The following is an 11,890-nucleotide window of genomic DNA, read 5'->3' on the forward strand; positions in this document are numbered from 1 at the left end:
TCTCTCACTCTTTTTCTGTGCTGTTCGGACCCGCCAGACGATCCAGCTCGGCGGATGCCTGATGAACGTTGGACAGTGCCTGCCAGTATTGGGATTTGGCCTGGAAGTAGGTACGCTGGGCATCCAGGACCTCAAGGAAACTGAATTTCCCCAGCTCGAAACCCTTGGCGGCGGCGCCATAGGCGCTTTCTGCGCCCGGGATGATGTCTCGCCGCAAAGCGTCGACTTCCTGCACGGCATTGCGCATGCGCTCGTAGCTTTGCGCGGCTTCGCCTTGAATGCGTATCTCGGTTGCGGCCTGTTCATCGCGCGCTTTGTCCACGCGTTTGATCGCTTCCAGCTCATTGCCCTTGTTGCTGTCGAAGACGGGAATAGGTATCGAAACCCCGACTACCCACATATTCCGACGCGCCTCCTCATCCCGCTTGCTACCCAGGCTGACCGTCAGGTCCGGGATACGTTTGGCGCTTTCGATTTTGGCAAGCGCGCGCCGGCGTTCGACCTCCAGTCGCGCCAGCTTGATCGCCGGGCCGTCATTGACGCGGTCAATCAGTCCGGTAATGGCGGGCAACGCCGGCATGGTTTCCACATTACCAACGGCCGGCGTCAATGTGCTCCCGAAGTCGCCCCAATACGCCGTCAACCGCTTGCGCGCCAAGGTCAGATCGCTTGAGGCCTGCCCCAGGGCAAGACGCGCGCTGGCGTCGGCCACTCTCGCCTTGGTCTCTTCCACCGGCGAAATTTTGCCGGCGCTCACGCGACGGGCGGTCATAGCGGTCGAGCGTTCCGTCAGCTTCAGCAGATCCTCCGCCAATCGCAATCTTTCTTGCGCGATCAGCGTCTCAAAGTACGCCGCTGTCACACCGGATCTGATCTCTGCCCGCTTGACTGAAAACTCGAGAACCGCTATGTCGTGCGCACGCTGCGCCGCCTCGATGCGCGCACTACGCTTGCCGCCCAGCTCAATAGGCTGATTAAGCTGATAGGTAGTCGTGCGCGTGGATTTTCTCGTGTCCTCCATGAGAGCCGATATTTCGGGATTAGGACGCGCGCCGGCCTGGATGATGGTGGCTTCAACGGCTTCAATTTCCAACCTCGCGGCAGACAGTTCTTTGTTTCGTTCGAGCGCGAGGTCGATAGCGGCCTGCAAAGTGGGGCTATCGCCAGATGGATTCGCCCCGGCATTGGGTGCGAATGCACTTGCATGTCGGTCATTGCCGGCGGCAATGGATTGCGCGTACGCAGGATGGGCGAGCAGGATCGCCAACCCGATGGGAAGGTAAAACCAGGACATCAAATTCTCCAAAGATAAAGGGAAGAATTCGGCGAGTGTCCGACGGAAAAGGTGAAAGTCGAGCTCGCCGAGTTAGGCGGCGAGATGCCAGTTGGGCTTTTCAGGGCCCTCGGCGATATGGGAGGAGAAGCTGGAATGGATGAACGGATACACCGCTGGATTGAAATCAACCGAGGCTTTTAATTGCGGATAAGTGCAAACGGATTTGGCGCAGGAAAGATGGCAGAAGCCGCATTCCACGTCGTTGTCAGCCGCGCCCTTTGAGACCTTTTCCTTCGTCGAAACGGACTTCGGCGTGGTCGTATGCTCATGGTGGCCGAAGTGCGCGCGCGTCTGAATCGCCTCATTTTGACAATACGATGCCATTGCAGCCCAGGAAAGCTGCAACGGCAACAGCAATAGCAAAATGACGAGGAAGAAGCGTCTCATAGCGGCAGATTATAACTTCATCGTCGAAGTCGATAGTTCACAGGTTCGGGTATTTTTTATCGTGATACTAGAACTCACGCCTATTTATGAAATGAGTTCTCATACAACGAAGAGCGTCGCCGATGCTGAGCTTATGCGCCGGAGTAAAGAGACTTGCCCGGAGACTGCTCCGCTTCCTGGATCGATTCCCGGCGAACTTCATTCTTTACTTCGGCACGCGTTTTCGCTGAGGGCGCCATGATCAGGACGGAGTAACTATTGTTATTGACGATCAAACCATCCTTTTGCGCCTGCGCCAATTCGGCAATCACTTCTGCGCGCGTTTTGCTGCCTTGGTATGTCACGACGGGATAATTATTGCGCGCCGACATATTGGCAGCATCGCGTGCAGCCTGTGTCGGCGCGGTTTCCGCAAAGACGGCGGCAGACGACAGCGACAACAGGGCGATAACAATGATTTGGGTCGATTTCATATTAACTCTCCAATTAGATAAAGTAAGATCAAACGCCTCAAGAATGAGACCTTTAAAACCGATCGCCTGCCAGCCTGTGCCGTCCGGCGCATCGTTGGAGAGAATTTTAGAAGCCGGCCGCGCACACAAAGATTGCCTGCACATTACAAATTTGTAATGCAGAGATGCCTTGATATCGGAGAAAATGCGGGCACAACCATTGCCGTAAAGGGACCGCCGCATGCGCATCTTGCTGGTAGAAGATGAACCGAAATCAGGCGACTATCTGCGCAAAGGCCTGACTGAGTCAGGTTTTACCGTGGATTGGGTACAAACCGGCCCGGATGGTCTGCATCATGCCCAGACCAGCGACTACAATCTGATCGTTCTTGATGTCATGCTCCCCGCCATGAGCGGTTGGGATGTTCTCCAAGCATTACGCCAGACACACGACACGCCTGTACTTTTTTTGACGGCACGAGATGAAGTTGAAGACCGTGTGAAAGGACTCGAATTGGGAGCCGACGATTATCTCGTCAAGCCATTTGCGTTTACCGAGCTGCTTGCACGGGTGAGAACCCTACTGCGACGCGGCCCCACGCGCGAATCGGAGATTATCGTATTCGCCGACGTGCAAATTGACGTCATCAAACGCCGTGTCACGCGTGGGGAGCACCGCGTCGATCTGACCGCCAAGGAATTTGCGCTGCTCCATCTACTGGCAAAGCGGCCGGGGGAAGTGCTCTCGCGGTCTCTGATCGCCTCTCAGGTCTGGGATATGAATTTCGACAGCGACACCAATGTCGTCGATGTCGCTGTACGACGCTTGCGCGCCAAGCTGGATGATCCGCATATGCAAAAACTCATTCATACCGTACGCGGCATGGGCTATGTATTGGAGGTGCGTTCGTGAATCGTTTTCATCCTGCATCGTTGACTGCGCGTCTGGTCTTCCTGTTTGGGCTGGTAGCGATCGTAACCTTCGCCGGGGTCGGCACCTATCTTTACCATTCCCTTTCCCGGCAACTTGAAACGCGTGACGATGATGAGTTGCTCGGAAAAATACGCGCCATGAGCCATCTGGTCCAAGAGGCAGGATCCGTTGACGCGATTCGTCGTGATCCGCATATCTTCATGGATGCGGCTGCCGGCCACGATCAACTGGTCGTCTTGATGAAAGTCGGCAATGATGATTTGGTCGTGAATAGTCATCCCGAAACGGAAGTTCTATCCTTTTCGGTTCCGGCCACCAATGAAAATGATCTCAATCGTTCTGCGGTGTCGGCGCTGAAGTTGCGAAACGGCGGATCTGCGCGCGCCGTCGCGACCGCGGCCATCGTCGGCAAGACAAATGAGCGCGTGGAGATCATGGTCGCTCGTACTGCGTCGGACAGGATGCAACTATTGGATGGCTACCATGCGGAAGTATGGACGGCTGCGCTGGGCGGCACGCTGTTGGCGACGGTACTCAGCTATTTCCTGGTATTGCGCGGTCTGCGTCCATTACGCATGGTTGCGCGTCAGGCGCAGACCATTACTGCGCATCGTCTCGATACGCGGCTGGATATGACTGCAGCCCCGCAGGAACTGCACGAGATAGTGCAATCGTTTAACGCCATGCTGGATCGGCTTCACGCGAGTTTCGAGAGATTGACCCAATTTTCTGCCGACCTGGCTCATGATTTGCGAACACCGCTGAACAATCTCATGGTGCAAACACAGGTGGCGATTTCCCAGGTTCGGACGCCGGAGGAATATCAGGCGCTGCTCATTTCGAACATCGAAGAATACGAACGCTTGACCAGGATGACGGAAAGCATGCTTTTCCTGGCAAGAGCGGAGCATGCGCATGTGGTCGTCAACAAAGAGTCGCTCGACATCGAAACGGAACTGCGTCGTATCGCGGAGTATTTTGAGGGGATTGCCGAAGATGCAGGCATCACGATTCAGGCATCAGGGAAAGGCACGCTTTTTGCAGACGCAATCTTGCTCAGACGTGCCGTGAGCAATCTTGTCGCCAATGCCATCCGCTATACGCCGATCGGCCACGTCGTCAAGCTTGAAGCCAGGAAAGACCACGGATCCGCGATAGTCAGCGTATCCAATCCGGGACGCGGTATCGAGGCGGACCATCTCGAACGGATCTTTGACCGGTTTTACAGGGCGGATACGGCGCGAAGTAATTCGGCCTTCTCCACCGGACTGGGACTGGCCATCGTGCAATCCATTATGACCTTGCACGGCGGCACAGCGACCGCTGAAAGTGCGATTGACGGAGCAACCGTATTCAAACTGACTTTTCCGCCTGAAGCGCCCCTCTTATGAGAAAGGACATCGCGTCATGAAAAACAAGGAACCCATTCCATGGGGAAAAAACGCCGCGGCGATAGGCATCGGCGCCATGATTGCCGGATGTGCGACCCATCCTGTGGCAACGGTTGGCGCAGGCACTATTGATGCATACGTCCATGGCGACTATCAGATAGAAAAAGACCTTTCCGATCGCCCGCAGTGCCTCCGGAAAATGCCATCAAGCGAACTGGAAAAAATCAGACTTGTGAAGGTTTCGTATCGCGCCAGCGGCAGTCAATTTCGCACTTTTACAGTTGCCGAGGCGCCGAAAGATGGATTTGCTCAAGCCGGCGTACATGTGGAACTCATTCCCGGAGACTGCAGGAAGGGAAACCTGGCCACCATCGTCCGCCCGCTATATGCCCATCCACCATCCTGATGTGCTGTGGCAGTACTTATTTTCCTCTCATCGTTGTTGTTGGCGCTGTCAATGCTTCCATTTTATTTTTCCGATCTCCTGCGTGAAAGCGACTCGCAAGCTTCGACAAAAAGTTGTAATCGGCCGAGGTTACGTAAGAACATCCATTTGCAAAAAATGGTGGGCCGAGAGTCCCTTCCCGATATCGATAAAATTGACGCTATTTGTTATCAGTTTGAGCGTAAGCGACGATTTCTATCGCCATCCCCGGCACCACTAAAGCACTCACGCCGACGGTAGAGCGATTTGGGTACGGTGCATCAAAGTAAAGGCGATAGACCTCATCCACGATACGCATGTCGACGACATTGGTCAGGTAAATCAATACCTGTGCAACATCATGCATGCCCATGCCGGCCGCTTTCAGCGCCAGCTCAAGGTTGGAAAAAGTCAGATGGGCCTGGTCTGCGATCGGCCCGGTCTCGACAGTGCCGTCTTGGCGTACCGGGCCATGCGTAGTGTAGAGAGTCCGTCCAGCGCGGATGGCCCATGAAAAGGGCTGCCCCAGATCGGGCAGGCCGGTGTCGATGTGCTCTTTCATTGAACGGTGTCCTTGACGATGGCGGCGAGGCGTCGGTACCAGGGATGATCGGGATCTCGCAGCGCCAGATGCGTTTGAAAATGATCGAGACCGGTTTCGACGTGGAAGCTTTGGCGGCAATCTTGAAACGCCAGCAGCGACGCCAGACGTCGATTGGAACTGAGTACACGGGGACTGTCGCTGTCGCCGCAACTGAGAAGCATGGGTATCGTGTTGCCGTTGGTCCAGCACAAAGGACTCATTACGCCATCGTGTTCTGCCGCCGACAGCACCATGCTGTAGACGCGCTCTTCCAGTGATTCCGGTGCCGGTGCGGGATGGTGCATATCCATGATGCCACTGATGGGCAGGCAAGCACGGATGGCGCTGCTTCGAATACCTGCGGCGACCAGTTCGCGCATGCGCAACGCTGTCAACGTAGCGAGATGCGCGCCGGCTGAGTGGCCAGACAGATACAAACGGTCGGCGCTGCCGCCATATTGCGGCGCCTGCAGGCTCAAGGCTTGCAGCAGCAACAGACAATCGTTGTAAGCGGCGGGCATGCGATGTGCAGGCGCCAGCCGATAGGTCGGTGCGACCAGGACCATTCCCAGGCCTACTACGTGTTCGGCCATGAAGGAGACGTATTCCTTGTAGCCATTGGTCCAGCCGCCGCCGTGCCAGAACACCAGAATCGGACGTCCGCTGACGCCTCCTTTGAAGTAGACGTCGTAGCGTTGCGCCACGTCCTGGCCGTAGTGAACGTCGCGGCGGCAAATAAGCTCTTTGCCGTGGGTATGGGCCAGACTTAATACGGTTTGTTCGTATTGTCGGGCCGCTTCAGATGGCAGCGGTAACTGGGGCGGTAAATTGGGGGGCACGTTACCGCTATTCGAATTAAGCAAGATGATTCTTTCCGGGAGAAGGTTGATTCACGGCTTCAGAGGCTCAGCGCAAAGTTAGTCTCCCTGACGTCTTACTTGACTCACCATCTGAAGCGTTCTTTAAATTCGTTCAGAACTTGTGGCGCATGCCGAACGAAATCGAGGTTTGTTCCCGGCGGCTGGAAGGCGACATGTAATAGATCTGCGCAAATTGCGCATCCCCTGCCGCACGTTGGTAAATGCCGACCAGAAACAGGTCCGTGCGCTTGGTCAGGAAGTAGTCCAGGCCAAGATTGATTTGATGCCACTTGGGCTTGGTCTGCGCCAGGCTGGCCTTGCCATCGGTGAAAATATAAGACGCGCCGGCCATGAGCTGGGGCGTCAGGAAACGTGTGCCCGTGAACTGATAGTTGGTCAGTTTGAGGTTGCTGTTGTCCAGATAGTCGAACTTGACATTGGTCAGCAACAACGAAAGCTGGTTGTCGCCGAATTTGTAATAACCGCCGGCGCCGTACATCTGTTGTTTGTCCACTGCCGCACCACCGCCGCTGGTGACAAACGGCGAGGTGAAGCCGTAGTCGAAATTGCCCAGCGCGCCGTTGGTGTTGCTGGCCGATGCCGGCGAATGCAGAACGTGATACGCCGCACCGAAGCGGAAGGGGCCGTTGGCGTAGCTGCTGCCGATACTGAAGCTGCTGTTGTTGTTGACACTGCCCGCAGCCTCTGAAAATCCATAGTCGGTCATGATTTGCAGGCCATCGAAGTTGCGCGTCTTGTATTGCACCGAATTACTCACGCGAAAGGTAGCGAAGACATTGTCGGCGTCGCCGATCGGCGGCGCATAGGTGGCAAACTGCACCGCCGATTCGAACGGTGCCAGCGATTGCGCCATGCTGTCGATCTGGCGACCGAAGCTGAGCGAGCCCATTTGTTCATCGGACAGACCGATGAAGGCCTGGCGACCGAACAGACGCCCGCCTTGGCCGAGTGCGCCGGTGGTGATGCTAAATCCGTTTTCCAGCGTGAAGAACGCCTTGCGGCCACCACCAAGGTCTTCCTGGCCGATCAGGCCGATACGCGGCGGTTGTTGCGGTCCGTTCAGCAGGCCGTAGTTGCTCAAGCCTTTCTGGTTGTCGGTATAGAACATCCCGGTCGAGATCAGGCCGTACAGCGTGACCGAGGATTGTGCAAAAACGGGAACGGCCGGGACGACGGCGCAAGACAACAAGGTCAGGGCGAGTGATATTTTTTTCATGATTTCTCTCAATGGATGCGTTGGTTTCAGTCTTGTTCGTGAATGCCGGGACGAGTCGGGAGAACGGGTCGACGGGCGCCCCGGTTTTTCCGACTGGTGTTTAAGAGGAAATTAAGGTTTGGCGTTCATCGGCTGCAACCCCGGATGACGCTGCCGCGCACCGTTGAAGGGCAGAGTTGCCGCCAGCACGGTGGCGATCAGCAGGCTGGCCGCCATGCCGTACAACGAGTAGGAAAAGTTGGGCGACAAACCGCGAATGAAGCCGATCACATAGGGACCGAGGAAACCCGACAGCCCACTGATCGTATTGATCAACGCCAGACCGCCGGCCGCCGCCTGGCCGGTCAGGAAAGTCGACGGCACCGACCAGAACACACCCAGCGCGCCAGAGATCCCTGCCATCGAGAAGCACACCGCGATGAAGGAGACCAGTGGCGAAGAGGACATCGCGCTAGCCGTCAGGCCGGCGGCGCCCAGCAGCAAAGACAGACTCAAATGCCAGCGGCGTTCGCCGGTGCGGTCCGAATGTTTGCCGTTGGCGATCATGGCGACGGCGCCGACGACGAAGGGAATCGCACTGATCATGCTGACCGCAAGAATGGAGAAGCCCGAAATCTGCTTCACGATCTGCGGCAGCCAGATCGTCAGGCCGAAGAAACCGAGTCCGACGAAGAAATACAGCACGCCCAACATCCACACGATCGGCGCCTTGAAGGCAACGCGCACGTCCGAGATGCCGGCATGTCCCGCGACAGCGCTGTCGCTGCTCAGTTTGGCGACGAGCCAGGTGCGCTCTTCGTTTGACAACCAGGAAGCTTGCGCCGGTTTATCGGTCAGGTAGAAGAAGGTGAAGATGCCGAGCACCACCGCCATGCCGCCTTCGATGACGAATACCCATTGCCAGCCGGCGACGCCCAGTGCGCTATCCATTTGCATGATCAGGCCCGACAAGGGGGCGCCGATGATGACGGCGACAGTATTGGCGGACATGATTTGCGCGATCACCTTGGCTCGGTTTTCGGCCGGCACCCACAGCGTCAGGTAATACAGCATGCCCGGCAAGTAGCCCGCTTCAGCCACGCCCAGCAGAAAGCGCAGGCTGTACAGCGAATGCTCGCCGACAATCCAGGCCTGCGCCATGGAGACGATGCCCCAGGACACGATGATGCGCGTGAGCCAGCGGCGTGCGCCGAATTTGTACAACATCAGGTTGCTTGGTATTTCGAAAAGGATGTAGCCGAGAAAGAAAATTCCGGCGCCGAAGCCGAAAACAGCCGGCGTAAAATGCAAAGCTTCATTCATTTGCAGTGCGGCAAAGCTGATATTGACCCGATCAAGGAAGTTGATCAGCCACAGTACGAACAGGAGCGGGACGATGCGCAGGCAAACCTTGCGCACGGTATTGGTTTCAATAGACGACATTATTTCCTCTGGGTTTGCGAATACGTTGGACGTATCAACCACTGGCCGAAAGCATCGCCGACGTGTTCCTCAACTGGAGAAAACGCAGGTCTTGCCAACCGCCACATCAATCTCTGACACCGCCGATAAACACCAGAGATGGGCACGTGGCGCGTAAATGCGCGCAGCACTTCCCTATCGCCGCTATCCAGGCATCCCCATGACGAGACCGCCTTGCGCGGTCTTTGAAACATGTATCACCCCAAAACGTATCGCACGCTTCTTGCGTCAGTGCATGCGACCACGCTCGCATGCACGGTTAAATACTTGCGCAAGCAAATCACGAGTCTCATACCTGGCACCCGCTGGAAGCAGGTTTGCAGTCGTGTGCCGATAACGATCATTGAGGTGGTTTAATTTTATGCAGGATAATTTCGAAAGTAAACATTAATTTATAAATTATTTATTAATTTCGTTTTTGTTCCATTTTGGAGCAAATTTATAAAATGTTATAAAATGGGGCATTACCGATTACTTCAGTTTAATCATGGACAACATCGCCCCTCTAAACAGCACAGCCGACCGCGCCGGGACATACGAGAAAACCGACAAGACTTTGTCTCAGCGCGTCTACAGGCTGATTCGCGCTGATTTGCTTGCCGGAACTATCCAGCCGGGACAGAAGCTGATCTTGCGTGATCTTCAGAAGCGTTACGCACAAGGCATCAGTCCGATTCGCGAGGCGTTGATCCTGCTGGCGTCAGAAGGTCTGCTCGAAGGCGAAGGACAAAAGGGATTTCGCGTAGCATCGATTTCCATCGACGAGTTGATGGATTTGGCCGCGACGCGCCAAAAGATCGAGAAGCTGATGCTGGAGGCATCCATCAATGCCGGCGACGCCGATTGGGAAGGTCGCGTGGTAGCGTCGCATCATGCATTGTCGAAGACGCCGCTGCCGGAAGATATGCAAGATCAGGACGCGATTCAGTTATGGGAAAGCCGTCACCGTGCGTTTCATCAGGCGCTGTTGTCGGCTTGCGATTCACCCTGGCTTCAAAAAATCTACGCTCAACTCAGTGCCCACACTGAGCGGTATCGACTGATCCGCTTATTCCATTCACCCGCACACATCCATCTGGAAGTCGACGTCGATCTGCAACATCGTGAGATCATGGATGCCAGCCTGAAGCGCGATGTACCGGAAGCCACACGTTTGCTGGGCGAGCATATCGCCAAGACTACGGAGCTGGTCAAGCGTTTGTGGCAGTCGGGCATGGAGGACAACGCCGGTACTGGCGACATTTTGTAGATCTGCTGAGATCGCCCCGACACTACCAATAGGATCAAACAAGCGCTGCCAGTGCTCTGGTCTGTTGCGCACTGGCCGAACTCAGACAGGTTGGATCGACGAGCGCCCCCGGCTAATCAACACCATCATGCGCAGGCAGAGAGTTTCGTCTCCCTCAAGGCCGAGGAAGTCTATTTGGCCGACCACGAGAAATGCGCCGATGTCGCTGCCAGACTGCCGTATTTTATCGAAGATATCTATTAACGGACGACGCATGCATTCGACTCCAGAATATCAATCGCCTACACAATACGCTCAGCGAGCAGCTTAGATTCTCAATCAGCTTCGGTCCAGAGCGAGGGGGGGTTCATTTGCAGCCCTGATTGCCCCTGTTTTGCATTATTCGTTGCCCCACTATTTCGCTTGAAACACCAAGTCTCATAGATATCTTGAATTACTAGGTAAGGTCGTCATTCATTGCAAACGTGGGTCAGATCCACGCGCAAATCAACAAGTTCAGAGATAAATGAATTCCGACAGTTACACCAACGCTTTATTAATTTTCATCTGAAACTCGGCAAAGTTGTTTGGTGGTCTTACCAATTAATTGGTATTATCTCGATTTCCAAACAGAACACAGGCGCCGCGCGTTTGCCCGGACGGCCCTTTATTTTCACCAGATCAACCACTAAAGGAAGAGCAATGAAATTACTCCGTTACGGCCCCGTCGGCCAAGAAAAGCCTGGCATCCTGGATCAGGCAGGCAAGATCCGCGATCTGTCGGCCCACATCAAGGACGTCAACGGCGCCCATCTGGACGACGCCACACTGGCCAAGATCCGCGCGCTGGACCTGCAAAGCCTGCCTGTGGTCGACGGCAATCCGCGCATCGGCGCCTGCGTCGGCAATATCGGCAAATTCATCTGTATCGGCCTCAACTACGCCGATCACGCCGCCGAATCCAACCTGCCCATCCCGGCGGAACCGGTCGTGTTCAACAAGTGGACGTCGGCCGTGGTCGGTCCCAACGACAACGTCAAAATCCCGCGCGGCTCCAAGAAGACCGACTGGGAAGTCGAACTGGGCGTGGTCATCGGCAAGGGCGGCGCCTACATCGAAGAAAAGGACGCGTTGTCGCACATTGCCGGCTATTGCGTCGTCAACGATGTCTCCGAACGCGAATTCCAGACCGAACGCGGCGGCACCTGGGACAAGGGCAAGGGTTGCGACACCTTCGGTCCGATTGGCCCCTGGCTGGTGACGCGCGATGAAGTCGCCAACCCCAACAACCTGCAACTGTGGCTGGAAGTGGACGGCAAGCGCTACCAGAACGGCAACACCAACACCATGATCTTCCATGTGCCGTTCATCATCTCTTACCTGAGCAAATTCATGAGCCTGCAGCCGGGCGACGTGATCTCAACCGGCACGCCTCCAGGCGTCGGCATGGGCGTCAAACCCAATCCGGTATACCTGGTTGCCGGCCAGACCATGCGTCTGGGCATCGAGGGCCTGGGCGAGCAGCAACAAAAAACGATCAGCGCCTAAAAATCTGTTCCTGCGTCTGCTGCGAGGCCATACGCCGTCATGGCCGATA

The 11,890-nt window shown here is 55.8% G+C and carries 13 protein-coding genes; 5 read left to right on the forward strand and 8 right to left on the reverse strand.

Annotated elements, in window-relative coordinates; all coding sequences use genetic code 11:
• Positions 1 to 4: 4 nt before the first annotated feature.
• From RV1423_RS05930 to RV1423_RS28965, 3 genes are all read right to left on the reverse strand, one after another.
• Positions 5 to 1,267, reverse strand: a complete 1,263-nt coding sequence (locus RV1423_RS05930) for a TolC family protein (protein ID WP_306409261.1) — start codon at positions 1,265 to 1,267, stop codon at positions 5 to 7.
• A gap of 99 nt (positions 1,268 to 1,366) precedes the next feature.
• Complete coding sequence (czcI, locus tag RV1423_RS05935; RefSeq protein ID WP_034294243.1) at positions 1,367 to 1,723, reverse strand: cation efflux protein, CzcI family; 357 nt, start codon at positions 1,721 to 1,723, stop codon at positions 1,367 to 1,369.
• A 131-nt stretch (positions 1,724 to 1,854) separates the two neighbouring features.
• Positions 1,855 to 2,418: a DUF4148 domain-containing protein gene (locus tag RV1423_RS28965; protein ID WP_197034883.1), complete on the reverse strand. Its 564-nt coding sequence runs from the start codon at positions 2,416 to 2,418 to the stop codon at positions 1,855 to 1,857.
• On the opposite strand from RV1423_RS28965, the gene RV1423_RS05945 reads away from it, so the two are divergent.
• Genes RV1423_RS05945 through RV1423_RS05955 form a run of 3 tightly spaced genes read left to right on the forward strand, consistent with a single transcriptional unit; the run spans position 2,417 to position 4,906 of the window.
• Positions 2,417 to 3,088: a heavy metal response regulator transcription factor gene (locus RV1423_RS05945; protein WP_034294245.1), complete on the forward strand. Its 672-nt coding sequence runs from the start codon at positions 2,417 to 2,419 to the stop codon at positions 3,086 to 3,088. The genes RV1423_RS28965 and RV1423_RS05945 overlap by 2 nt on opposite strands.
• Positions 3,085 to 4,500: a heavy metal sensor histidine kinase gene (locus tag RV1423_RS05950; protein ID WP_034294247.1), complete on the forward strand. Its 1,416-nt coding sequence runs from the start codon at positions 3,085 to 3,087 to the stop codon at positions 4,498 to 4,500. The genes RV1423_RS05945 and RV1423_RS05950 overlap by 4 nt, the downstream gene beginning before the upstream one ends.
• A 16-nt stretch (positions 4,501 to 4,516) precedes the next feature.
• Positions 4,517 to 4,906 carry a hypothetical protein gene (locus tag RV1423_RS05955; protein WP_034294249.1) on the forward strand — a complete coding sequence of 130 codons (390 nt, stop codon included), beginning with the start codon at positions 4,517 to 4,519 and terminating at the stop codon, positions 4,904 to 4,906.
• A 199-nt stretch (positions 4,907 to 5,105) separates the two neighbouring features.
• On the opposite strand, the gene RV1423_RS05960 is transcribed toward RV1423_RS05955, so the two are convergent.
• From RV1423_RS05960 to RV1423_RS05975, 4 genes are all read right to left on the reverse strand, one after another.
• Entirely contained in the window at positions 5,106 to 5,486 is a 381-nt protein-coding gene (locus RV1423_RS05960; protein WP_034294251.1) for a RidA family protein, read from the reverse strand.
• Positions 5,483 to 6,370: an alpha/beta hydrolase gene (locus tag RV1423_RS05965; RefSeq protein WP_197034884.1), complete on the reverse strand. Its 888-nt coding sequence runs from the start codon at positions 6,368 to 6,370 to the stop codon at positions 5,483 to 5,485. The genes RV1423_RS05960 and RV1423_RS05965 overlap by 4 nt, the downstream gene beginning before the upstream one ends.
• A 109-nt stretch (positions 6,371 to 6,479) precedes the next feature.
• Positions 6,480 to 7,604: a porin gene (locus tag RV1423_RS05970; RefSeq protein ID WP_034294255.1), complete on the reverse strand. Its 1,125-nt coding sequence runs from the start codon at positions 7,602 to 7,604 to the stop codon at positions 6,480 to 6,482.
• Positions 7,605 to 7,715: 111 nt separating this feature from the next.
• On the reverse strand, positions 7,716 to 9,026 hold the full coding sequence (locus RV1423_RS05975; RefSeq protein ID WP_051516505.1) for an MFS transporter: 1,311 nt from the start codon (positions 9,024 to 9,026) through the stop codon (positions 7,716 to 7,718).
• Between the two features lie 526 nt (positions 9,027 to 9,552).
• Here RV1423_RS05975 and RV1423_RS05980 point away from each other — a divergent pair.
• On the forward strand, positions 9,553 to 10,314 hold the full coding sequence (locus RV1423_RS05980) for a GntR family transcriptional regulator (protein ID WP_051516506.1): 762 nt from the start codon (positions 9,553 to 9,555) through the stop codon (positions 10,312 to 10,314).
• Positions 10,315 to 10,395: 81 nt separating this feature from the next.
• Here RV1423_RS05980 and RV1423_RS29705 read toward each other — a convergent pair whose 3' ends face one another.
• A complete protein-coding gene (locus RV1423_RS29705; RefSeq protein ID WP_155835033.1) occupies positions 10,396 to 10,569 on the reverse strand; it encodes a hypothetical protein in 174 nt (57 codons plus the stop codon).
• A gap of 426 nt (positions 10,570 to 10,995) precedes the next feature.
• On the opposite strand from RV1423_RS29705, the gene RV1423_RS05985 reads away from it, so the two are divergent.
• Positions 10,996 to 11,841 (forward strand): ureidoglycolate lyase, encoded by an 846-nt coding sequence (locus tag RV1423_RS05985; protein WP_034294257.1) that lies wholly within the window; start codon positions 10,996 to 10,998, stop codon positions 11,839 to 11,841.
• Positions 11,842 to 11,890: the final 49 nt, after the last annotated feature.

Source organism: Herbaspirillum sp. RV1423 (assembly GCF_000577615.1).
Taxonomy (GTDB): domain Bacteria; phylum Pseudomonadota; class Gammaproteobacteria; order Burkholderiales; family Burkholderiaceae_D; genus Herbaspirillum.

Bases quoted from the DNA above. Each gene is read 5' to 3' on its own strand.
- RV1423_RS28965 (WP_197034883.1), bottom strand. From the start codon at position 2,418: ATGCGGCGGTCCCTTTACGGCAATGGTTGTGCCCGCATTTTCTCCGAT.
- RV1423_RS05945 (WP_034294245.1), top strand. From the start codon at position 2,417: ATGCGCATCTTGCTGGTAGAAGATGAACCGAAATCAGGCGACTATCTG.
- RV1423_RS29705 (WP_155835033.1), bottom strand. From the start codon at position 10,569: ATGCGTCGTCCGTTAATAGATATCTTCGATAAAATACGGCAGTCTGGC.
- RV1423_RS05955 (WP_034294249.1), top strand. From the start codon at position 4,517: ATGAAAAACAAGGAACCCATTCCATGGGGAAAAAACGCCGCGGCGATA.
- RV1423_RS05975 (WP_051516505.1), bottom strand. From the start codon at position 9,026: ATGTCGTCTATTGAAACCAATACCGTGCGCAAGGTTTGCCTGCGCATC.
- RV1423_RS05985 (WP_034294257.1), top strand. From the start codon at position 10,996: ATGAAATTACTCCGTTACGGCCCCGTCGGCCAAGAAAAGCCTGGCATC.
- RV1423_RS05960 (WP_034294251.1), bottom strand. From the start codon at position 5,486: ATGAAAGAGCACATCGACACCGGCCTGCCCGATCTGGGGCAGCCCTTT.
- RV1423_RS05980 (WP_051516506.1), top strand. From the start codon at position 9,553: ATGGACAACATCGCCCCTCTAAACAGCACAGCCGACCGCGCCGGGACA.
- RV1423_RS05970 (WP_034294255.1), bottom strand. From the start codon at position 7,604: ATGAAAAAAATATCACTCGCCCTGACCTTGTTGTCTTGCGCCGTCGTC.
- czcI (WP_034294243.1), bottom strand. From the start codon at position 1,723: ATGAGACGCTTCTTCCTCGTCATTTTGCTATTGCTGTTGCCGTTGCAG.